This window comes from Nonomuraea sp. NPDC049129, assembly GCF_040648495.1.
In the GTDB taxonomy this organism is placed as follows: domain Bacteria; phylum Actinomycetota; class Actinomycetes; order Streptosporangiales; family Streptosporangiaceae; genus Nonomuraea.
Map to the genome: position 1 here is coordinate 101,965 of NZ_JBEZDU010000024.1, position 22,535 is coordinate 124,499.

The 22,535-nt window shown below is 69.4% G+C and carries 20 protein-coding genes; 17 read left to right on the forward strand and 3 right to left on the reverse strand.

What is annotated here, in order from left to right; all coding sequences use genetic code 11:
* Positions 1-5 precede the first annotated feature (5 nt).
* Positions 6-929: a 5-dehydro-2-deoxygluconokinase gene (gene iolC, locus AB0B64_RS47545; protein ID WP_358191672.1), complete on the reverse strand. Its 924-nt coding sequence runs from the start codon at positions 927-929 to the stop codon at positions 6-8.
* Between the two features lie 260 nt (positions 930-1,189).
* Between iolC and AB0B64_RS47550 the strand changes: the two genes are divergently transcribed.
* The 10 genes from AB0B64_RS47550 to AB0B64_RS47595 are packed head-to-tail and all read left to right on the forward strand — an operon-like array spanning position 1,190 to position 12,420.
* Positions 1,190-2,584, forward strand: coding sequence for an extracellular solute-binding protein (locus AB0B64_RS47550; RefSeq protein ID WP_358191690.1), 1,395 nt, complete (start codon positions 1,190-1,192; stop codon positions 2,582-2,584).
* Positions 2,559-3,485 carry a sugar ABC transporter permease gene (locus AB0B64_RS47555; protein ID WP_357943001.1) on the forward strand — a complete coding sequence of 309 codons (927 nt, stop codon included), beginning with the start codon at positions 2,559-2,561 and terminating at the stop codon, positions 3,483-3,485. The genes AB0B64_RS47550 and AB0B64_RS47555 overlap by 26 nt, the downstream gene beginning before the upstream one ends.
* Positions 3,482-4,300 carry a carbohydrate ABC transporter permease gene (locus AB0B64_RS47560; RefSeq protein WP_357943003.1) on the forward strand — a complete coding sequence of 273 codons (819 nt, stop codon included), beginning with the start codon at positions 3,482-3,484 and terminating at the stop codon, positions 4,298-4,300. Before AB0B64_RS47555 ends, AB0B64_RS47560 begins: the two co-directional genes overlap by 4 nt.
* Positions 4,300-5,370, forward strand: a complete 1,071-nt coding sequence (locus tag AB0B64_RS47565) for an ABC transporter ATP-binding protein (RefSeq protein ID WP_357943005.1) — start codon at positions 4,300-4,302, stop codon at positions 5,368-5,370. The genes AB0B64_RS47560 and AB0B64_RS47565 overlap by 1 nt, the downstream gene beginning before the upstream one ends.
* Positions 5,367-6,551, forward strand: coding sequence for a CehA/McbA family metallohydrolase (locus AB0B64_RS47570; protein WP_358191712.1), 1,185 nt, complete (start codon positions 5,367-5,369; stop codon positions 6,549-6,551). The genes AB0B64_RS47565 and AB0B64_RS47570 overlap by 4 nt, the downstream gene beginning before the upstream one ends.
* Complete coding sequence (locus AB0B64_RS47575; RefSeq protein WP_358191718.1) at positions 6,542-7,435, forward strand: TIM barrel protein; 894 nt, start codon at positions 6,542-6,544, stop codon at positions 7,433-7,435. The genes AB0B64_RS47570 and AB0B64_RS47575 overlap by 10 nt, the downstream gene beginning before the upstream one ends.
* Before the next feature lie 34 nt (positions 7,436-7,469).
* Positions 7,470-8,561 carry a Gfo/Idh/MocA family oxidoreductase gene (locus AB0B64_RS47580; protein ID WP_357943011.1) on the forward strand — a complete coding sequence of 364 codons (1,092 nt, stop codon included), beginning with the start codon at positions 7,470-7,472 and terminating at the stop codon, positions 8,559-8,561.
* Positions 8,558-11,236 (forward strand): alpha-mannosidase, encoded by a 2,679-nt coding sequence (locus AB0B64_RS47585; RefSeq protein ID WP_358191727.1) that lies wholly within the window; start codon positions 8,558-8,560, stop codon positions 11,234-11,236. The genes AB0B64_RS47580 and AB0B64_RS47585 overlap by 4 nt, the downstream gene beginning before the upstream one ends.
* Before the next feature lie 49 nt (positions 11,237-11,285).
* Positions 11,286-12,131 (forward strand): hypothetical protein, encoded by an 846-nt coding sequence (locus tag AB0B64_RS47590; RefSeq protein WP_357943015.1) that lies wholly within the window; start codon positions 11,286-11,288, stop codon positions 12,129-12,131.
* Between the two features lie 34 nt (positions 12,132-12,165).
* On the forward strand, positions 12,166-12,420 hold the full coding sequence (locus tag AB0B64_RS47595) for a hypothetical protein (protein ID WP_357943017.1): 255 nt from the start codon (positions 12,166-12,168) through the stop codon (positions 12,418-12,420).
* Between the two features lie 54 nt (positions 12,421-12,474).
* Here the strand turns inward: AB0B64_RS47595 and AB0B64_RS47600 are convergent, their stop codons facing one another.
* Positions 12,475-12,969: an Lrp/AsnC family transcriptional regulator gene (locus tag AB0B64_RS47600; RefSeq protein ID WP_225290547.1), complete on the reverse strand. Its 495-nt coding sequence runs from the start codon at positions 12,967-12,969 to the stop codon at positions 12,475-12,477.
* Between the two features lie 265 nt (positions 12,970-13,234).
* Here AB0B64_RS47600 and AB0B64_RS47605 point away from each other — a divergent pair, with 265 nt between their 5' ends.
* From AB0B64_RS47605 to AB0B64_RS47635, 7 genes are all read left to right on the forward strand, one after another.
* A complete protein-coding gene (locus AB0B64_RS47605) occupies positions 13,235-14,668 on the forward strand; it encodes a gamma-aminobutyraldehyde dehydrogenase (protein WP_357943019.1) in 1,434 nt (477 codons plus the stop codon).
* Positions 14,669-14,677: 9 nt separating this feature from the next.
* A complete protein-coding gene (locus AB0B64_RS47610) occupies positions 14,678-15,745 on the forward strand; it encodes an ABC transporter ATP-binding protein (RefSeq protein ID WP_358191746.1) in 1,068 nt (355 codons plus the stop codon).
* 39 nt (positions 15,746-15,784) lie between these two features.
* On the forward strand, positions 15,785-16,978 hold the full coding sequence (locus AB0B64_RS47615; protein WP_357943023.1) for a spermidine/putrescine ABC transporter substrate-binding protein: 1,194 nt from the start codon (positions 15,785-15,787) through the stop codon (positions 16,976-16,978).
* 3 nt (positions 16,979-16,981) lie between these two features.
* Positions 16,982-17,833 (forward strand): ABC transporter permease, encoded by an 852-nt coding sequence (locus AB0B64_RS47620; RefSeq protein WP_357943024.1) that lies wholly within the window; start codon positions 16,982-16,984, stop codon positions 17,831-17,833.
* A complete protein-coding gene (locus AB0B64_RS47625; protein WP_357943026.1) occupies positions 17,830-18,615 on the forward strand; it encodes an ABC transporter permease in 786 nt (261 codons plus the stop codon). The genes AB0B64_RS47620 and AB0B64_RS47625 overlap by 4 nt, the downstream gene beginning before the upstream one ends.
* Before the next feature lie 35 nt (positions 18,616-18,650).
* Positions 18,651-20,045 (forward strand): FAD-dependent oxidoreductase, encoded by a 1,395-nt coding sequence (locus tag AB0B64_RS47630; RefSeq protein WP_358191772.1) that lies wholly within the window; start codon positions 18,651-18,653, stop codon positions 20,043-20,045.
* 82 nt (positions 20,046-20,127) lie between these two features.
* Positions 20,128-21,000, forward strand: a complete 873-nt coding sequence (locus AB0B64_RS47635; protein WP_357943030.1) for an alpha/beta hydrolase — start codon at positions 20,128-20,130, stop codon at positions 20,998-21,000.
* A gap of 3 nt (positions 21,001-21,003) precedes the next feature.
* Here AB0B64_RS47635 and AB0B64_RS47640 read toward each other — a convergent pair whose 3' ends face one another.
* The gene (locus AB0B64_RS47640) at positions 21,004-22,524 is read right to left on the reverse strand and encodes an MFS transporter (RefSeq protein ID WP_358191782.1); all 1,521 of its coding nucleotides are present in this window, start codon (positions 22,522-22,524) and stop codon (positions 21,004-21,006) included.
* Positions 22,525-22,535: the final 11 nt, after the last annotated feature.

The window sequence follows — 22,535 nt, forward strand, 5'->3', positions numbered from 1 at the left end:
GTCGCTCATAGGAGTGCCTGCACCTCGTCAGTCGTGGGCATCGCGTCGGCGCAGGCCAGGCGGGCGGCCACGTAGGCGCCGGCGGCGTTGGCGAAGCGGATCGTCCGCTCCAGCGGCCAGCCGCTCAGCAGCCCCAGGCAGACGGCGCCGCCGAACGCGTCGCCCGCGCCGATGCCGTTGACCACGTCGACCTTGACCGGCTCCGCCACCACGTACTCGTCCCTGCTGCGGGCCAGCACCCCGTTGGGGCCCATCTTGACGATGGCGACGCGCATCCCGGCGTCGAGCAGCGCCTGCGCGGCCGCCTCCGGGTCGCGGGTGCCCACCGCGTTCTCCACCTCGTCGAGGTTGCCGACGGCCACGTTCGCGTGCGGAAGGGCCTGGCGTACCGCCTCCTGGGAAGCCTCGGGCGACTCCCACAGCATGGGGCGGTGGTCCAGGTCGAAGACGGTCCAGCCGGATGTGCGCGCGGCCAGGGCGGCGGCGTGCGCGGCCCGGCTCGGCTCCTGGCTCAGGCCGGTGCCGGTGAACCAGAACAGCTTCGTGTCCCGGATGGCGGCCAGGTCCAGCGACTCGGCGGTCAATTGCAGGTCCGGCGGATGCTCGCCCCGGTAGAAGTAGAGCGGGAAGTCGTCCGGCGGGAAGATCTCGCAGAACGTGACGGGCGTTGGGGGGCCTTCGACGGTGGCCACGAAGGAGTCGTCCACGCCGAAACCGCGGATCGCCTGCCGTACGTACTCCCCGAAGGGGTCGGCGCCGACCGCGGTGATCACGGCGGCGCGCAGCCCGTGGCGCGCGGCCGCGACCGCGACGTTTGTCGGGCTCCCGCCGAGGAACTTACCGAAGGTGTCGACGTGGGCCAGGCCCACGCCGGTCTGCAGCGGATAGACGTCGACCCCGGAGCGGCCGATCGTGATCAGGTCGTACAACGCACCTCCAGTGACGGAGCCTTCGTGCCTACTATGGCATATTGTCATGACATTCGGATGTCCGCTATGCCGGGCTTTTTTCCCTGACCGAAACCCCCGATAGGTGGATCGTCTAGGGTCGGACCTCCCGCCGAGACCTCCTCGTGACAAAGATGCAGCATGCGGACACACTCCTGAAATATCGGCAGGCCTTTACGTCATCTGGATGTCATGACATATTGGCCGGGTTCCTGGCTTTAAGGACATGTCGGAGGGTTTGCATGGGATTGCGGAAAAGGTCGGTAGGCGCGGTCGCGGTCCTCGCCGTGTCCGCGCTGGGGCTCGCCGCGTGCGGCCAGTCGTCCGGCGGCGACTCCGGTGGCACGATCGAGTTAACGATCGCCCAGAACGCCATCGCGGGCGGCAAGAACGCGGCGGCGGCCGACTTCCTCGCCAACTGGGTCGCCCCCAAGTTCGAGGCGGCCGAGAAGGCGAAGGGGAAGGACGTCAAGGTCAAGTTCATCCCCAGCGGTGTCGACGACGAGCAGTACAAGACCAAGCTCTCCCTCGACCTGAAGTCAGGCAAGGGCGCGGACGTGATCGACCTCGACGGCATCTGGGCCGGTGAGTTCGCCGAGGCGGGCTACATCAAGCCGCTGTCCGATGTGGTGGGGGCGAGCGCCGACAGCTGGGACGGCTGGCAGCAGATCCCCGAGTCGGTCCAGGGACTGGCCACCTTCAACGGCAAGAAGTACGCCCTGCCCGTCGGCACGGACGGCCGGGTGCTCTACTTCAACAAGACGCTCTTCCAGAAGGCCGGGCTGCCCGCCGACTGGCAGCCGAAGAGCTGGCAGGAGATCCTCGACGCGGGCGCCAAGCTGAAGACGGCGGGCGTACCGGTGCCGATCCAGATCAACGCCGGCACCGCGATGGGCGAGGCCACCTCGATGCAGGGCGTGCTCCCGCTGCTGGCGGGCGCGGGCGGCGAGGTGCAGAAGGACGGCAAGTGGACCGGCGCGTCCCAGCCGCTCAAGGACGCGCTCGGCCTCTACCAGAAGATCTACGGCGGCAGCGGCCTCGGTGACCCCAAGCTCCAGCAGGAGGCCAAGGGCCGCGACAAGTCCTTCCAGCAGTTCGCCGGCGGCAAGATCGGCATCCTGATGGAGGGCGACTACTTCTGGCGCGGCGTCGTCAACCCCAAGGACGGCGTGGCCAAGATGGCCGACCGTGACCAGACCGTCGGCTACGCCCTGATCCCCGCCATGGAGCCCGGCAAGGGCCTGCGGGGCCAGGACTTCGTCAGCATGTCGGGCGGCGCGCTGCGGACCGTCAACCCCAACAGCAAGCATCCGAAGGAGGCCTTCGACCTGCTGGCCTTCACACTCTCGCCGGAGGGGCTGAAAGAGGAGACCAAGAACGGCAACGTGCGCATCACCCCGCGCACCGACGTCAACAAGGAGATCCTCGCCGGGGAGCCGCTGCTGACGTTCATCTCGGAGAAGGTGCTGCCGTTGACGGCCTACCGGCCGCCGGTCGCCGTCTATCCGCAGGTGTCGGCCGCACTCCAGGAGGCCACGGCCGCCGTCGTCGGGGGCACGGCACCCGACCAGGCCGCCGCGGACTACCAGAAGAAGCTCGAAGGAATCGTCGGTGGCGCAGGCAATATCGCCTCCTGAAGCTCTCGAGGACGCACCGGCCCGTCGCTACAGCTCGGACGCGGCGGGCCTGGGCAGGCTGAGAGCGGGCGCGTTCGTGGCGCCCGCGCTGGCGCTGATCGCGGTGTTCCTGGTCTTCCCCGCGCTCTGGGTCCTCTACCTCGGCCTCACCAACTACCGCCTCACGGGCACCGCCGCCGCCGAGCCTCAGCTCGTCGGCCTGGACAACTTCGTCAAGGCGGTCTCCGACCCCGCGTTCTGGAACTCGACCTGGCTGACCGTCCAGTTCGTGCTCGGCTCGGCCGTCATCGGCCAGGTCGTGCTCGGGTTCACGATCGCCTGGCTGATGCGCGATCGCACCGGACCGCTCAAACGGACCGTCGAGGGCCTGGTCATCCTGGCCTGGATCCTGCCCAGCGCGGTGGTCTCGTTCCTGTGGGTGGCGCTGCTCGACCGCGACGGCGGCACGCTCCAAGCGCTGCTGCACGTCCCGGGATTCGCGCCGCTGCTCGACCACCCGATGCTGTCGATCGTCATCTTCAACACCTGGCGCGGCGCCGCCTTCTCGATGATGTTGTACGGCGCCGCGCTCGGGAACGTGCCGCCCTCGCACCTGGAGAGCGCCCGCCTGGCCGGGGCCTCCGGCTGGCAGCAGTTACGTGACGTGGTGTTCCCGCACATCAGGGGACACATCCTGACGAACCTCCTGCTGATCAGCCTGTGGACGTTCAACGACTTCACCCCGTTCATGCTCACCGCGGGCGGGCCCGACGGTCAGACCGAGGTGCTGGCGGTCCACGTCTACAAGGTCGCGCTGCAGGGCAGCGAACTGGGCTACGGCGCGGCCGTCTCCACGGTCATCCTGCTGATCAACCTGGTCGTGGCGGTGTTCTACCTGCGCCTGCTCAGGAGAAAGAAATGACGCGGTTCGTGCTGGGCCGGATCGGCTTCTACACGCTGATCGCGGTGCTGCTGGCCTTCTTCACCATCCCCTTGCTGTGGCTGGCCGCCGCGCCGTTCACCTCGGACCCCACCTACGAGGTCCGGGTGCCCGACTTCACGCTGGACAACTTCACGGCGATCCTGGAGCATCCGTACGCGCTGCCGTCGCTCCTGAACTCGCTGGTGCTGGCGGTCGGCACGGCCCTGCTCGTGGTGGTCTTCGCGGCGTTGGCCGCGTACGCGCTGAGCCGGGTGCGGCTGCCGGGCCGCGACGCGCTGCTCTACGCGCTGCTGCTGCTGTCCTCGATCATCACCGGCACGGCCGCGATGGTGCCGCTGTTCCAGCTGGCCGTCGAGCTGAACCTGATCGATTCGCAGTTCGGGGTGATCCTCATCCTGACCGGCGGCCTGCTGCCCGCGGCGATCTTCATGCTCAAGGACTTCATGGACTCCACGCCGAAGTCCTACGAGGAGTCGGCGCGCGTCTTCGGGGCCTCGCCGCTGCAGATCGTCCGCCACGTGGTCGTCCCCCTGGTACGGCCGGGGCTGGCGACGATCGCGGTGTGGGCCGTGGCGAACGTGTGGGGCAACTTCCTGATGCCGTACCTGCTGCTCAGCGATGTCGAGAAGCAGCCCGCGGCGGTCATCATGTACACGCTGTACACCGAGGGCGGCCAGGCCAACCTCACCCTGCTGTCCACGTTCGGCCTGCTCTATTCGGTCCCCGTGGTGCTCATGTACCTGTTCGTCAGCAAGAAGTATGGCTTCCGCTTCCACGGAGGGATCAAGCGCTGATGGCCGCAATCGAACTGCGAGCCCTGACCAAGGTCTACCCCGGGGGAGTCAAAGCGCTCGACTCGCTCGACCTGGCCATCCCCGACGGCGAGTTCTTCGCCCTGCTCGGCCCGTCCGGCTGCGGCAAGACCACGCTGCTGCGCACGATCGCCGGGCTGGAGACCGCCACGGGCGGCGCCGTCGTCATCGGTGACCGCGACGTCACCGGCGTCCAGCCGGGCGGCCGGGACATCGCGATGGTCTTCCAGGACTACGCGTTGTTCCCGCACATGGACGTCACCGACAACATCGCCTACCCGTTGCGCATCAAGAAGGTCGGCAAGGCCGCCCGGCAGCGCAAGGCCGAGGAGGTCGGCGCCAGGCTGGGCCTGGACCAGCTCATGGACCGGCGCCCCGGCCAGCTGTCCGGCGGCCAGCAGCAGCGGGTCGCGCTGGCCCGCGTCATGGCGACGCAGGCGCAGGCGTTCCTGTTCGACGAGCCGCTGTCGAACCTCGACGCCCGGCTCCGCCTGGAGGCCCGTACGTTCCTGAAGAAACTCCAGCGCGAGCTCGGCGTCACCACCGTCTTCGTCACCCACGACCAGGCCGAGGCTTTGGCCATGGCCGACCGGATGGCCGTCATGGAGTCCGGGCACATCCGTCAGATCGGCACGCCGGCCGAGGTGTTCCAGCGGCCCGCCAACACCTTCGTCGCCGCCTTCATCGGCTCGACGCCGATGAACCTGCTCGACGGGACCGTCCGCGGTGACAGGCTGGAGGTGGCCGGATGCAAGGTGCCGGTCCCCGTCTCGGCCGAGGGCCTGCTCACCGACGGCGAGCGGGTCGTGTACGGCGTGCGGCCCGAGTACAACACCTACTCGGCCGAGCCCGCCGAGGGCTCGCTGGGGGGAAAGGTGGTCATCGTGGAGAACCTGGGGGCGTCCCACCTGGTGACGCTGGAGGTCGGCGCGGTGCTCGTGCAGGCGGTCGTGCCCGAGGGCGGCGAGCCGTCCATCGGCGCCGACGGCTTCGCCACGCCGCGCCGCGATCGGGCCCTGGTCTATCGGGACGGCGAGCTGGTGTCGGCATGACCATGATCCGCGGCCATTGGAGCCTGGACGACCGGCTGGAGCGGATCCTGCGCGAGGTGCCCTTCGAGGTGCCGGCCGGCACCGCCGCGCTGTCCGTACGGCTGAGCTTCGACCGGTCACAGGGCGTGCTCGACCTCGGCTGCGGCTCGCCGGACGGGTTCCGCGGCTGGTCGGGCGGCGCGCGCGACGAGTACACGATCACCGCCGACTGGGCGACTCCCGGCTACCTGCCCGGCGAGCCGGCGCCGGGGACGTGGCAGGTGTGGCTGCGGCTGCACCGGGTGCCGCCGCAGGGCCTCGACTACACGCTGGAGATCCACACCGAGGCCGCCGCGCCCCCACGGCCGGTGATCGAGGAGCCGCCCCACGGGGACCGGCCGCCGCGCCGCGACCTGCCCGGCGTCGACGGTCTGCGCTGGTTCGCGGGCGACTTCCACTCCCACACCGTCCACAGCGACGGCGTGCTGACCGTCCCCGAGCTGGCCGAGCTGGCCAAGGGCCGTGGCCTCGACTTCCTGGTCGTCACCGACCACAACACCGTCAGCCACCACCCCTGGCTCGGCGACGATCGAGGCATCGCCCTGCTGCCCGGCCAGGAGGTGACCACGGATCGGGGGCACGCCAACGTGTTCGGCGACGTGGGCTGGGTGGACTTCCGGCAGCCCGCCGACTCCTGGGTCCGGCACGCCGCGCGCGAGGGCGGGCTGATGTCGATCAACCACCCGCTCGGCGGCGACTGCGCCTGGCTCCAGCCGCTGAGCGAGCGGCCGCGGATCGCCGAGGTATGGCACTCCGGTTGGTGGGATCGGCGCTGGGGCGCGCCCCTCGCCTGGGCCGACGCCTGGGGACCCGACCTGGTCGCGATCGGCGCCAGCGACTTCCACCGCGTCGGCGACGACGGCCTGCCGGGCGCGCCGACCACCTGGGTCCTGGCCGAGGACACCAGCACGATCTTCGATGCCGTCGCCGCGGGCCGTACCGCGATCTCCGCGGGCCCCGGCGAGCCGCTGCTGCTCAGGCTGGGCGACGAGCTGCTCGCGCTCGGCGCCGACGGCCTCGTCCTGGTGCGCCCCGGCGGTGATCGCCAGGTAATCCGCGGCGAGCGGGTACTGGTCTCCGCGGGAGAGGGACGGCACCGCCTGGAAACGTACGAGAACGAGGTGATCGCCATATGCGCGTGACACGAGTCGCCAACGCCCCCGTGAGCTTCGGCGTGTTCGAACTGGCCGACGCGCCGCCCCCGCTGAGCGCCGACCAGATGGTCCGTGCGCTCGCCGACGCCGGGTACGTGGGCATCGACCTGGGGCCCATCGGCTATCTCGGCACCGGCGCCGACCTGGTGGAACGCCTCGACGGGCTGCTGCTCGCCGGCGGCTGGGCCGACCTGCGCTACAGCGACGCCGTGGAGTTCGAGAAGGGACTGGCCGCGCTGGACGCGACGCTCGACGTGTTCGCCGCCGCGCCGGCCGCCCCCGAGCACCTGGCGCCCCGGCCCACGCTCGGCTGCTCGGGCTCGCCGGCGAGGTTCGCCAGGCCCGGTGGGAACGCTCCGGGGCTGGCCGCCGCCGACTGGCCCGGCTACGCCTCCCGCGTCCAGATCGCGGCCGACCGCTGCCGCGAACGCGGCTTCGAGCCCGCCTTCCACCACCACCTCGGCACCTATGTCGAGACGCCCGAGGACGTCGAGCGGCTGCTGGAGCTGACCGACGTACAACTCTGCCTGGACACCGGCCACCTGCTGCTGGCCGGCGGCGACCCGGTGACCGCCCTGCGCGACTGGTCGGACCGGGTCGGCCACGTGCACGTCAAGGACGGCGACACCGCGATACTCGGCCAGGCCCTCGCCGACGGCGTGGACCTGCGCGAGCTCATGGGCCGGGGCGGCTTCGCGCCGCTGGGCGAGGGCGAGCTGGACCTGCCGGGCGTCGTCCGCGCGCTCGACGAGATCGGCTACCAGGGCTGGATCATCATCGAGCAGGACACCCTGCCGGGCCGCCGGTCGGTTGAGCGGAACATCGCCGATCAAGCCGCCAACCGCGAGAAGCTGAGAGAACTGGGACTGTGACCCCCAGGCTGACCCCACGCTGGAGGATCGGGTTTTGAAGATCGCGCTTGTCGGGTGCGGCGCCGTCACGCAGGCGGTGTACGTGCCGCTGCTGTCGAGGCGCCGCGACCTGTTCGAGGTGACCGCCGTCTGTGACCTGTCGCGGGCCCTCGCCGACGTCGTCGGTGACCGGCTGGGGGCGTCCGGGCGCTTCACGGCCGTGGAGAGCATGCTGGATGAGGGCGGGTTCGACGCCGTGCTCATCCTCGCCTCCGGCTCCCATGGCGAGCCGGTACGCCGGGCGCTGGCCGCGGGCTACGCCGTGCTCTGCGAGAAGCCGCTCGCGCTGACCAGGGCCGAGGTCGAGGCGCTGCCCGAGGGGCGGCTGATGGTCGGCTACATGAAGCAGTACGACCCGGCCGTGCGCCGAGCCGAGGCGCTGCTGGCCGAGCTGGGCGGTCCGGCCGCGATCCGGTCGGTCGAGGTGACCGTGCTGCATCCGAGCGCCGAGTCCCAGCTGGCCTTCGCGAGCCTGACGCCGGCCCGCGACGTCGACCCCGCGCTGCTGGCCTCGCTGCGCGCGGCGGAGCACTCGCTGGTCTCCTCGGCGCTGGGGGAGTCGGCTCCCGACTCGGTCCGGGCCCTCTACGGGGTAGCCCTCGGCTCGATATGCCACGATTTGTCGCTCCTGAGGCGATTTAGCGGGTCGCCTGCGGAAATTTCGGCTGTTGAGACGTGGGGGCCGGGGCCCGGATCCGTCGAGATCTCCGGAACGCTGCCGGTCAGCGGGCGGTTCTCGATCCGGTGGCACTACCTGGAGGACTACCCGGCCTACCGGGAGACCGTGGTCATCCACCACGACAAGGGCTCGTTGGAGCTGGTCTTCCCCTCTCCCTACCTGATGAACGCGCCCACGACGCTGACCGTGGTCTCGGGTGACGGCTCGGGCGGCGAGAGCCGGACCGAGTGGCGTGATGTGACCGAGGCGTTCGAGGTGCAGCTGGCCGCCTTCCACGCCTACGTCACCGAGGACGAGCCGCCGCTCACCGCCGCGGCCGGCGGGCTGGCCGACATCGTCACGGCCCAGAGCATCGCTGCGCGCTATGCCGTACAGCATGACCTGCCCATCGGAGGGGAAGCCGCGTGAGCGCCGAAATCGTCGTCGTCCCGCACACGCACTGGGACAGGGAGTGGTACGAGCCCTTCCAGCGCTTCCGGCTGCGGCTGGTGGCGCTGCTCGACGAGGTGCTCGACACGATGGAGCGCGAGCCCGACTACCACTTCACCCTCGACGGGCAGCTGGCCTGCGTGGACGACTACCTGGAGGTCCGGCCGGAGAACCGCGACCGCATCGCCGCGCTGGTCGAGTCCGGGCGGCTGGCGGTCGGGCCGTGGCAGATCCTGCTCGACGAGTTCCTGTGCTCGGGCGAGAACATCGTGCGCAACCTCGAACTCGGCATGAACCGGGCCGACAAGCTCGGCGGGGCCATGTCGGTGGGGTACCTGCCCGACATGTTCGGGCACACGGCGCAGATGCCGCAGATCCTGCGGCGGGCCGGGCTGCTGCACGCCTGCGTCTACCGGGGTGTGCCGTCGTCGGTGGTGACCGACGCCTTCGCCTGGGTCGCGCCCGACGGCTCGGCGCTGCGGACCCAGTACCTTCCGGCCGGCGGCTACGGCAACGGGGCGCACCTCTTCGAGGATCCGGCGCGTCTGCCGGAGCGGGCCGCCGAGTTCACCGAGCGGATGCGGGAGTGGCACGGGCCCGAGGGGGCGCTGCTGGCGATGTACGGGACCGACCATTCGGCCCCCGTGCGCGGGTTGCCCGGCATGGTGGCGGACATCGGCGCCCGCATGGACACCTTGTCCGGATATATCGGCGCTTATTCGGGTTCTGTGGACGGGCTGCCCCGGGTCTCCGGCGAGCTGCGCTCCCACGCCCGCGCGAACATCCTGCCCGGCGTCATCTCCGTACGCGCCCACGTCAAGCAGGCCATGGGCCGGGCCGAGCGGATGGTCGAACGCTACGCCGAGCCGCTGGCCACCCTCTGGGGCGGCGACTGGCCCGGCCGCTTCCTCGACATGGCGTGGTGGCGGCTGGTGGACGCCAGCGGGCACGACTCGGTGACCGGCTGCGGCGTCGACGACACGGCCCAGCAGGTCGCCGCGCGCATCGCCGAGGCCGAGCACCTCGGGCAGGCCGTACGCGACATGGTCACCGCCCGGCTGTCGGCCGCCGTCCCGTCGGACGGGGTGCTCGTCGTCAACCCGACGCCCGCCACGCGGCGCGGCGTCGTGCTGGTGGATGTGGCGGGCCGGGATCCCCTGGTGGACCCGACCGGCGCGCGGGTGCCCGCCCAGACCTTGGAGTACGCGCCCACGCTGCTGCTGGACGCCGAGATGGACCCGGCCACGGCGCTGACGTTCATCCATGGCACGGAGCTGTACGGCCAGCACATCACCGGCTGGTCGGTGGACGACGGCACGCTGACGTTCACGGTGGCGCGGGAGTCGTCGACGGCCTTCAACGTGGCGCAGCTGCGCGGGGCACTGGACGGGGTGACCCGGGTACGCATCGTCGCCGAGGCCCGCCGTACGGTCGCCGCACTCGTCGATACGCCACCTCTGGGACACACCAGCATCCGACCGGCGTCCGGTGCCTCCGCCGCGATGAGCGCGCCGGCCGGCGGGGTGCGGGCCGAGGAGCGGGCGCTCGACAACGGGCTGCTGCGCGTCGAGGTGGCGGCGGACGGGACACTGGCGCTCACCGGCGCCGACGGGACCACCCTCACGGGCGCCGGCCGCGTCGTCGACGGCGGCGACGTGGGCGACACCTACAACTACGCGCCTCCGGCCCAGGACCGGATCGTGTCCGACCCGGTGTCGGTCGAGCTCACGCTGGTCTGCTCGGGCCCGCTGGTGGCCGCCTTCGACGTCCGCCGTACCTACCGCTGGCCCGCCGCCGGTCAGGGCATCGAGGGCACTCCCGAGATCCCGGCCGCCGCCAGGAGCGAGGCGACCGAGGAGATCGTCGTCGACACGCGGGTCGAACTGCGGGCCGGAGAGCCGTACGTCAGACTGCACGTCTCGTTCGACAACCGCTGCTCCGACCACCGGGTACGCCTGCACGTCCCGCTGCCCACGCGGGCGGCGGCCTCGCACGCGGAGGGCCAGTTCGCGGTCGTCACCCGCGGCCTGTCCTCGGAGGGCGGCTGCGGCGAGGAACCACTGCCCACCTTCCCGGCCTCCGGGTGGGTGGCCGCCGGTGGTGTCGCGGCGCTGCTGGAGCACGTCACCGAGTACGAGCTGGTGGACGACGGCGCGGAGCTGGCCCTCACCCTGCTGCGCTCGGTCGGCTACCTCTCCCGCAACCTGCACGTCATGCGCCCCGAGCCCGCCGGCCCCCAGCTGCCGACCCCGGCCGCTCAGTCGCGCAGCCTGCGCTCGGTCAGCCTCGCGCTCATGCCGTACGGCGAGTCGTGGGCGGCGGTGCCGTCGGCGGCCGAGACATTCCGGCACGACCTCCTCGCGGTGCCCGGCACCGGCGACCCGTCACTCGCCCTGCCCCCGGCGGCCCCCGGCCTGTCGGTGACGGGCGACGGCGTGGTCATGACCTCGCTCAGGGTCCGCGACGGCCGACATGAACTCCGCGTCGTGGCGTACTCGGAAACCCCCACGAACGCGATCATCTCCGGCACGTTCACTCAGGCCCGCCACGCCGACCTCCGCGGCCGCCCAGGCGACCCGCTCCCGGTCTCCTCCGGTACGGTCCACCTTCCTCTGCGCCCTTGGGAGATCGCCACCATCCAGCTTGGAAACTGAGAGTATTTTCATGACTACGTAGAGTAATATCTCGGCCATGATCACCCCATTGCACGAGGGGCTGGTCGGGATCACTACTCTCGACCCCGAACTTACGGCGCGGATGCTGCGCGAGCTGTTCGCCCTCCCGATACCCGACGAGTCCAAGGGCGCCCAGGTGTCCTGCGACTTGTCGGAATGCGTACCGGCCGTCTACCGGGCGGACGCGGCGCTGCTGTACAGCGATGACGCCAAGAGCAAGCTGGGCGTCATCGCCGAGGTACAACTGGAGCAGGACAAGACGAAGCGCTTGTCCTGGCTCGCCTACATCGCCAACCTCCGCGCCCGCGACAACTGTCCCGTCTGTCTGGTCGTCATCTGCCCGAAGCGAAGCACCGCCGAGTGGGCGTCGCTTCCCATCGAAACCGGCCATCCCGGCCTGACTCTCACCCCGTTGGTGATCGGGCCCGACAACACCCCGGTCATCACGGATGTGGCCGAAGCCGTCGGCAACATCGGGCTGGCGGCCATCTCGGCGATCACGCAGAGCAGCCATCCGCAGATAGCGACCATCCTCGCCACCCTCACGAAGGCTTTGGACAGCCTCGATCCGCAGGTGGCCCGACGCTACGCTGAATATGTCACCGTGGCGCTGAAAGGCAACGCACACAAGGAAATGGAGCGACTCATGGCCACAGAGACCTACCTCTACCAAGGGGAGTACGCCCAGAGCCTGCTCGCCAAGGGGCGTGTCGAGGGCGATATCGAATCCCTGCTCATGGTGCTCGAGACTCGAGGGATGACGTTGTCCGACGGCGACCGTGAGCGCATCACGACCTGTGGCGACATCGCACGCCTCCAGCTGTGGCTCAAGCGGGCGGTTCTGGTCTCCACGGTGGAGGAAGTCTTTGCCTGAGAACTCTCTCTACTAGGAGGCGTGCGCCCAGAGTTTGATCGCCGAGGGATACGCCGAGGCGATCGCCCAGGGGTATCCCGAGGGGATGGCCAAGAGGTACGCCAGGAGATACGCCGAGGGCGTGACCAAGGGGATGGTCAAGGGGCTCCTCAGGGTGCTCGCGGCCTGCGAGATCGTGTTGTCCGACAGCGACCGCGAGCACATCACGACCTGCGATGACGCCGCACAGCTCGAGCTGTGGCTGAAGCGGGCGGCTCTGGTCTCCACGGCGGAGGAACTCTTCGCCTGACCCGCAGCCGAACGATGACTTGAGGCGGGCGTACAGACCCCGCCTCCAGTCAGCTCAGCGCGTCCCCCACGAGTAAGTCTGCTTACGCAGCTTCAAGTACACGAACGACTCGGTGGCCCGCACCGCCGGGATGGCCCGGATCTTGCTGAGGATCTCCAGCAGGTGCCCGTCGCCCTCGCACACCACCTCGACGATCACGTCGAAGGACCCGGCCGTCAGCACGACATAGTCGATCTCGTCGATGGCCGCCAGTTCGTCCGCGACCGACTCCAGGTCGCCCTCGCAGTTGACCCCGATCATCGCCTGGCGCGGGAAGCCGAGCGTCAGGGGGTCCGTCACCGCGACGATCTGCATTACCCCGGCCTCCTGCAGGCGCTGTACCCGCTGCCGGACCGCCGCCTCCGACAGGCCCACGGCCTTGCCGATCGCCGCGTACGGCATGCGCCCGTCGCTCTGCAGTTGTTCGATGATCTGCTTGGAGAGATCGTCGAGCACGAACGGCCCAGAGGGCGCGTCACTGTTGCGTCGTACGCGGGGCGGCGTGGACATTGCGAGGATCCTCCTAGCGGTCCGGCGTTGCGGGCGCATTCCCGCGGTGTTGCCGTCCTGGTGCGACATGGTGTCAGTTCTGATCGCTCTGTCAAGCGAATTCGTAGCAATTTGGTATATTCGCCACGAAATCCCTTGTCGTGAGGCGTGTGCTCTGTAAGAGTCTCGGCATCTCAGCCACCTCACCAGGAGGTCATATGACCGAGCTTGTCGAGGTCATCCATAGGCACAGCACCTTGGTCAGGCGACCGACGAAGGAGAGCGCATGACGACCCGTCTGCAGAACTTCATCAACGGTGAGTATGTGGACGCCAAGAGCGGCCGATTCTCCGATGTCATCGACCCCTGCACGGGCGAGGCCTATCTGCAGGCCCCGATCTCGGGCAGCGAGGACGTCGACACCGCCTACGCCGCCGCGGCTGCCGCGTTCGAGTCATGGGGCCGGACCACCCCGGGCGAGCGGGCCAACCTGCTGCTCAAGGTGGCCGACGCCATCGACGCCCGCGCCGACGAGATCAACGAGGCGGAGTGCCTGAACACCGGCAAGCCGCGGGCGCGCATGGCCGAGGACGAGACCCCGGTCGCCTCCGATCACTTCCGCTTCTTCGCCGGCGCCGCCCGTACGCTGGAAGGCCCCACTGCGGGCGAGTTCCTCGCCGAGCACACCAGCGTGATCAGGCACGAGCCGATCGGCGTGATCGGGCAGGTCACGCCGTGGAACTACCCGATGATGATGGCGGTCTGGAAGATCGCCCCGGCGCTGGCCGCCGGCAACACGATCGTGCTCAAGCCGTCCGACACCACCCCGGCCTCCACGCTCAAGCTGGCCGAGATCCTCGGCGAGGTGCTGCCCGCCGGCGTCTTCAACGTGGTCACAGGTGACCGGGAGACCGGCGCGCTCGTCGTGGGCCATCCGACCGCGGCCATGGTCGCCATCACCGGCTCCGTCGGCGCCGGCATGTCGGTGGCCAAGACCGCCGCCGACGACCTCAAGCGGGTGCACCTGGAGCTCGGCGGCAAGGCGCCCGTCGTGGTCTTCGAGGACGTCAAGGACCTGCGCAAGGCCGCCGGCGACATCGCCACCGCGGGCCTGTACAACGCGGGCCAGGACTGTACGGCCGCGTGCCGCGTACTGGTCCACGAGAGCGTGCACGACGAGTTCGTCGCCGCGCTGACCGAGGCCGCCGCCGGCACCGTGACCGGTGACCTGTCCAACGACGAGGCGCTGTACGGCCCCCTCAACAACGAGAACCAGCTGGCCAGGGTGCAGGGCTTCATCGAGCGCGTCCCGGCGCACGCCAAGGTGCTCACCGGTGGTCACCGCGTCGGCGAGAAGGGGTACTTCTTCGCCCCCACGATCGTCGACGGGCTCAAGCAGGACGACGAGATGGTGCAGAACGAGGTGTTCGGCCCGGTCATCACCGTCCAGACCTTTTCCGACGAGGCCGACGCGCTGACCAAGGCCAACGACGTCAGGTACGGCCTGAGCGGCTCCGTCTGGACCTCCGACCACGGCCGCGCCATGCGCATGTCCAACAGGCTCGACTTCGGCGTGGTCTGGGTGAACACGCACATCCCGTTCGTGTCGGAGATGCCGCACGGCGGCTTCAAGCACTCGGGCTACGGCAAGGATCTCTCGGTGTTCGGTCTGCATGACTACACCCGGGTCAAGCACGTCATGCACTACATCGGCGACTAAGGACTGTGCATGGCCGATTTGAACGCGATCGAACTGGATGACGTCGTCAAGGAGTACCTCTCGCACGGCGAGGTCGTCCAGGCCGTGAAGGGCATAACGCTGGGCATCGCCGAGGGGGAGTTCTTCTCGCTCCTTGGCCCGTCCGGGTGCGGCAAGACCACGACCATGCGGATGGTCGCGGGGTTCGAGGACCCCTCGCGTGGCGTGGTCAGGCTGCACGGCAAGGACGTGACGGATGTCCCGCCGAACAAGCGTGACGTGAACATGGTTTTCCAGTCCTACGCGCTGTTCCCGCACATGAGCGTGTGGGACAACGTGGCGTTCGGGCTCAAGCAGCGCAAGGTGCCGCAGCAGGAGATCAGGCAGCGCGTCGGCGAGATCTTGGAGATCGTCGATCTCACCGGCCGGGAGAAGCGCCGGCCGCGCGAGATGTCCGGCGGCCAGCAGCAGCGGGTGGCGCTGGCCCGCGCCCTGGTCAACAAGCCGCGGGCGCTCCTGCTCGACGAGCCGCTCGGCGCGCTCGACCTCAAGCTCCGCCAGGCCATGCAGATCGAGCTCAAGCGCATCCAGCGCGAGGTCGGCATCACGTTCGTGTACGTGACGCACGACCAGGGCGAGGCGCTCACCATGAGCGACCGGATCGCGGTCATGAACGACGGCCTGGTCGAGCAGCTGGCCGGGCCGCGCGAGATCTACGAGCGGCCCGCGACGGCGTTCGTGGCCGGGTTCATCGGCACCTCCAACCTGCTGGCGGGCACGGCGGCCGGCGGCGTGCTGACCGTCGGCGGCGGCCGGGTGCTGGTGCCCGAGCGGAACGGTCAGGTCACCGTGACCGTCCGGCCGGAGAAGATCACCATCTCGACGGAGCAGCCCGACGGCGACGTCAGCGCCGTGCCCGGCACCGTGGCCGAGGTGGTCTACCTGGGGACCTACAACAGTTACGCCGTGAGCCTCGCCGACGGGGCCGAGATCACGGTGTTCCAGCAGAACGCGCTCGACTCGACGACCACCGCGGAGCGGGGCGATCCCGTCTGGCTGTCGTGGAGGGCGCAGCACTCTTATGCGATCGGAAGTTGATTCATGGACCCCTCGATCAACCCAGCCCTCCTGAGGGGCATGACCCAAGCCCGTACCCGTCGAGACGCCTTCAGGATCGCCGGTCTGTCCGCCGCCGGGCTCGCCCTGGCTGCCTGCGGCGTGCAGGGCAAGAAGGCGGCGCCGCCCAAGGCCGACGCCGTCAAGGAGTTCTGGGCCAAGCAGACCAAGCACGGCCGGGTGGTCTTCGCCAACTGGCCCGAGTACATGCCCGAGGACCAGGCGCCGCTGAAGAAGTTCCAGCAGGCCACCGGCATCTCGTACGAGTACAAGGAGGTCATCCAGGAGAACGCCGAGTTCTTCGGCAAGGCCGACCCCGTGCTCAGGGCGGGCCAGTCGCTCGGCTTCGACATCGTCGTGATGACCAACGGCGTCCAGCTCCAGCACATGATCGACCTGGGCTACGTCACGGCGCTCGACCACTCGCAGATGCCGAACTTCCTGGCCAACGTCGGTGACAAGTACAAGGATCGCGCCTACGACCCCGGCAACGTCTACACGATGCCGTACACGTCGGGTGTGACGGGGATCGCCTACAACACCAAGTACGTCAAGGACGAGCCCAAGAGCATCGAGGCGCTCTTCGATCCGAAGTACAAGGGCCGGGTCGGCATGATGAGCGACGCGCAGGAGATCGCCAACTTCGGCATGTTCGCCCTGGGCCTGGACCCGGAGAAGTCGACCGAGGCCGACTGGCAGAAGGCCGGGGCGAAGCTCAAGGCCCAACGCGACGCCGGAATTGTCCGGAAATATTACGACCAGAGCTATATCGATGCCGTGTCCAAGGGCGACGTCTGGATCAGCATGGCCTGGTCGGGCGACGTCTTCCAGCGGCAGCTCGCCGGTGAGCCGGTCAAGTTCGTCGTGCCCGAGGAGGGCGGCACGATCTGGACCGACAACATGCTCATCCCCAAGAACGCCGCCAACCCGCTCGACGCGCTCATCCTCATGGACTACCTCTACCAGCCGGCCGTCGCCGCCGAACTGGATGAGTTCATCCAGTACGTCACGCCGGTGCCGGCCGTACAGGATCTGCTGCGCGAGAAGGCCGGGAAGGCGACGGGCGAGGCGAAGAAGTCGCTGGAGGACATGGTCGACAGCCCGCTGATGTTCCCGTCGGAGGCCGACTACGCCAAGCTGCGCACCTACACCAAGTTGAGCACCAAGCAGGAGCAGGTGTTCAACCCGATCTTCCAGTCGATCACGCAGGCGTAGCCGATGAGGCGGCTCACCCCCTATCTGCTGGCGCTGCCGAGCTGGATGTGGCTGGGGATCTTCCTGGTCGTGCCGATGGCCGCCATGGCGTCGGTGTCGTTGCAGACGGGCAACGCGATCGACGGCTTCGCCATGACGTTCAGCTTCTCCAACTACACCGACGCGCTCAGCCGCTACAGCCCGCAGCTCCTGCGCTCCCTCCTGTACGGCGGGCTCGCCACGGTGGCGATGCTGGTCATCGGCTATCCCGTGGCGTACTGGATCGCCTTCAAGGGCGGCGCGCGCAAGTCGATGTACCTGTTCCTGCTGCTGCTGCCGTTCTTCGTGTCGTTCGTGCTGCGGACGATCTCGTGGGGCTTCCTGCTGGCCGACGACGGCGTCCTGTTCGGCCCGCTGAAGAGCTGGGGCGTGCTGCCCGTCGGCTTCCACGTGCTGGCCACGACGTTCGCGGTGGTGGGCGGCCTGACCTACAACTTCCTGCCGTTCATGATCCTGCCGATCTACGTGGCGCTGGAGCGCGTCGATCCGCGGGTCATCGAGGCGGCCTACGACCTGTACGCCTCGCGCACGGCGGCCTTCCGCCGGGTGGTGCTGCCGCTGTCGCTGCCGGGGGTGTTCGCCGGGGTGCTGATGACGTTCGTGCCCGCCACGGCGGACCCGGTCAACGCGCAGATCCTCGGCGGCACGTCCAACACGATGATCGGCAACATCATCCAGACCGAGTATCTGACGAACCTCGACTACCCGACGGCCTCGGCACTGTCGTTCACGCTGATGGCCGTGCTGCTTGTGGGCATCTTCATCTACGCCAAAGCGCTCGGCACCGAGAACGTCCTAGAGGCGGCGGCGCGATGAGGGGCCGCGGGCTCGGGGACCGGCTGCTGCACGTCTACACCTGGCTGATCATCGTCTGGCTGTCGTCGCCGATCGCGGTGATGATCCTGTTCGGGTTCAACGACAAGAAGAGCAAGTCGAACACCACCTGGCAGGGCTTCACCCTCAAGTGGTACGGCCAGCTCTTCGACATCTCCGACCTGACCGTCGCGCTGCGCAACTCGCTGGTGATCGCCCTGGTCAGCACGCTCATCACGGTCGTGATCGGCACCATGCTGGGACTGGCCATCGGCCGATACCGCTTCCGGGGCCAGGGGGTGACGAACTTCCTGGTGTTCGCCGCGATCTCGACGCCCGAGCTGGTCATGGGGGCGTCGCTGCTGTCGCTGTTCGTCTCGGGCAACGTGCCGCGCGACGCGAACACGATCATCGTCTCGCACGTGCTGTTCTCGCTGTCGTTCGTCGTCGTCACCGTACGGGCCAGGGTGATCGTGCTGGATCCGGCGCTGGAGGAGGCGGCCAAGGATCTCGGGGCGACCAGCTGGGGGACCTTCCGGCAGGTGACGCTGCCGTCGATCCTGCCGGGCGTGCTGGCCGGGGCGATGCTGTCGTTCGCGCTGTCGATCGACGACTACGTGGTGACCAGCTTCGTGAACGGCTCCACCGTCACCTTCCCGCTGTGGATCGTCGGGTCCGTCAAGACCGGCATCCCGCCGCAGGTCAACGTCATGGGTACGCTGATCTTCGGCGTCGGGGTACTGATCGCCATCGCCACCTCGGTCACGGCTCGCCGTCGTGCCTGAAAATTCCTGACTGACACTGTGGGGAAGTGGAATGTGTGGATCCGCTGAAGGCGCTTGCTGACGCGGAGCGCAAGCCGTACTGGCTGGACAATCCGGCCAGACCGGAGCCGCGACCGCGGCTCTTCGGAGACACCAGCGCCGACCTCGTCGTGGTCGGCGGCGGCTTCACCGGGCTGTGGACCGCCCTGCTGGCCAAGGAACGCGACCCTGACCAGGACGTCATCCTGCTGGAAGGCCGCAGGATCGGCTGGGCGGCCTCCGGCCGCAACGGCGGCTTCTGCATGGCGACCCTCACCCACGGCCTGCCCAACGGCCTCGAACGCTGGCCCGACGAGATCGACCGGCTCGAACGCCTCGGCGTGGCCAATCTCGACGAGATCGAGCGGACGCTGGAGCGCTACGGCATCGACTGCTCCTTCGAGCGCACCGGCGAGCTGAACGTCGCCACCGAGCCATGGCAGCTCGACGCGCTCAACGAGCACCTCGATCTCGTCTCCGAGCTCGGCCTCGACTACGTGCCACTCGACCAGGACCAGGTCCGGGCCGAGGTGAACTCGCCCACCTACCTGGGCGGGCTCTGGGACCGCAGCGGCTGCGCCATGCTCGACCCCGCCCGGCTGGCCTGGGGGCTGCGCGAGGCCTGCGTGTCGCTCGGCGTCCGGGTCTATGAGCGCAGCCCGGTCCGCTCGCTGGTCGACGACGGCGTCACGATCAGCCTGCGCACCCCGCACGGCGTCGCCACCGGCCGCCGCGTCGCGCTCGGCACCGGCGTGTTCCCGCCGCTGCTGCGGCGGCTCAAGCACTTCGTGGTGCCGGTGTACGACTACGCGCTCATGACCGAGCCGCTGACCGAGGCGCAGCTCGCCGAGGTGGGCTGGCGCAACCGGCAGGGCGTCGGTGACGGGGCCAACCAGTTCCACTACTACCGGCTGACCGACGACAACCGTGTCCTGTGGGGCGGCTACGACGCCGTCTACTACAACGGCGGCCTGGTCAAGCCGGAGTACGACCAGCGCGACGAGACGTTCGTCAAGCTCGCCGGGCACTTCGCCACCACGTTCCCGCAGCTCGCCGACGTGCGCTTCACGCACCGCTGGGGCGGCGTGATCGACACCTGCAGCCGGTTCAGCGCCTTCTACGGCCAGGCGCACGCCGGCCGGCTGGCCTACGCCGTCGGCTACACCGGCATGGGCGTCGGCGCCACCCGCTTCGGCGCGAACGTGATGCTCGACCTGCTCTCGGGCGAGCGTACCGAGCGGACCGACCTGCGGATGGTACGCGAGAAGCCGATCCCGTTCCCGCCGGAGCCGGTGCGGTCCGGGGTGATCCAGTTCACCCGGTGGTCGATCGCGCAGGCCGACCAGCACGAGGGCAGGCGCAACCTCTGGCTGCGCGCACTCGACCGGATGGGCCTCGGCTTCGACTCATAACCAGCCGAAGACTCATGACCCGGTCCAAGGCTCATAACCCGCCAAAGACCGATAGTCCATCAGAAGGCGAGATCATGGACATATGAGGGTTGAGTTCACCGCTGACGGGATCGTGCTGGCCGGGGACCTGCGGGTGCCCGAGGGAGCGGGCCCGTGGCCGGGTCTGGTGTTCACCGGACCCTTCACCGGGGTGCGTGACCAGGTCACCGGGCGCTACGCGGAGCGGCTGACCGCGCGGGGCTATGCGACGCTGGCCTTCGACCACCGCAACTGGGGCGAGTCCGGCGGAGAGCCGCGCCGCCACGAGGACCCGCAGGGCAAGCTGGGCGACCTGCGGGCCGCGGTGTCGCTGCTGCGGGCGCGACCCGAGGTGGACGCGGCGCGGATCGGCGCGGTCGGCATCTGCCTGGGCGGGGGATACGCGCTGCGGTTCGCCGCCTTCGATCCCCGGGTGAAGGTCTTCGCCGGGATCGCCGGGGCGTACAACAACCCCTACGCGATGCGCTCGGGCATGGACTACCAGGCGGCCCTGACCTCGTTCACCGAGGTGCTGGAGCGTCAGGACCTCGGCGGGCCGGTGGAATACCTGCCCGCCGTGGCGCAGGAGGGCGAGGCGGCCATGCCCGGCGACGAGCCGTACGCCTACTACGGTGGCGCGCGCGGCGCGTCGGCGACCTGGGCGAACGAGGTCACCCGGGCCAGTGTCCGCGAGCTGATCACCATGGACAACGTGATGGGCGCCGACTTCCTGTCGCCCAAACCGGCGCTGATCGTGCACGGCGTGGTGGACCGGTTCTGCTCGCCGGAGGGCGCGGAGGAGGCGTTCCGGCGGCTCGACCAGCCCAAGAAGCTCGTCTGGGTCGACGCCAAGCAGCACATCGACCTCTACGACCAGGAGCCGTACGTCACTCTGGCCGTCGACGCGACAGCGGACTTCCTGCGCGAGCACCTGTGAACGTCAGACTCTGGCCGTCTCGGACACGGTCTCGGGAATGACCTTGGGCACGCCGCGCAGCCCCACCAGCGCGAGCACCGCCACCACGGCCAGCATCGCCGCGGTGGCCAGCGCCGTGACCTGGACGGCCTCGACGTAGGCGACCCGGGCCGCCTCGATGAGCTGCCCGGCCTGGGCCGCGGGCAGCGTCTGGGCCGTGTGCAGCGCGCCCGCGATCGACTCCCTGGCGGCCTCGTCCGGCACTCCGGCGGGCAGGCGCAGGCCGGCGCTGTAGGAGCTGTTCAGCAGGGTGCCCAGGATGGCGATGCCCAGCGCCCCGCCCAGCTCGAACGCCGTCTCCGACACCGCGGCCGCCGCCCCGGCCCGCTCCTTGGGCGCGGTGGCCAGCACGTTGTCGTGGTTGACGGTGAAGGCGAGCCCGATCCCGATCCCGCTGAGGAACTGCGGAGCGAGTATGGCGAGCAGGCTCGTGTCGAGCCCGAACGTGCTGTAGCAGAGGAACGCGCCCGCGGCCAGCGCCAGGCCGAGCGCCACGACGCCGTTCCTACCCAGGAGCCCGATGACCCGGCCCGCCAGCATGCCGCTGATCGCGCCGCTGAGCCCGCCCGGCAGGCTCGCCAGCCCGGCCTGAAGCGGCGTCCAGCCGAGCACGAGCTGGAAGTACCAGGCGGACATCAGCGACATGGCGGTCATCGTGAAGATCGCCAGTAGGTTGGTGCCGATCGACGCGCTGAAGGCCCGGTTCCTGAACAGCCGCACGTCGATCAGCGGCTCCGCCAGCCTGGTCTGGCGCCACCCGAACAGCCCCAGGCACGCCACGCCCAGCACGGCCGCCACCGGCACGCCGACGTTCCCGAACCCCTGGTGGGCCGCCTCCTTGATCGCGTAGATGGCCGTCACGATGCCGACGAAGGAGAGTGCCACGCTCGGCAGGTCGACGCGGCCGGCGTCGGGGTTGCGTGACTCCGGCAGTACGAGAACGCCGCCGACCAGCACCAGCGCCATGATCGGCACGTTGATCAGGAAGACCGAGCCCCACCAGAAATGGTCGAGCAGCAGCCCGCCGATGACCGGCCCCACGGCGAACCCGGCGGCGCTCATCCCACTCCAGAGGCCGACGGCGGCGGTCCGCTCCCCGGGATCGGTGAAGACGTTCCGGAGGATCGACAGCGTCGACGGCATGATCGTCGCCCCGGCCACGCCGAGCAGCGCCCTGGCCGCGATGAGCAGCTCCGGATTGGGGGCGTAGGCGGTCACCGCCGAGGCGACCCCGAACGCGGCGGCGCCGATGAGCAGCAGGCGCTTGCGGCCGACGCGGTCGCCGAGATTGCCCATGGTGACGAGCAGCCCCGCGAGCGCGAAGCCGTATATGTCGCCGATCCACAGGAGCTGCGTGGCGTTCGCGCCGAGGTCGCCGACCAGCCTGGGCAGGGCCAGGTGCAGGACTGTCATATCGAGCGAGAGGAGGAGGCTGGCCAGGCACGCGACGGCCAGACAGGACCATTTGCTGTTGATGGTGCGCATGCGGACCACCA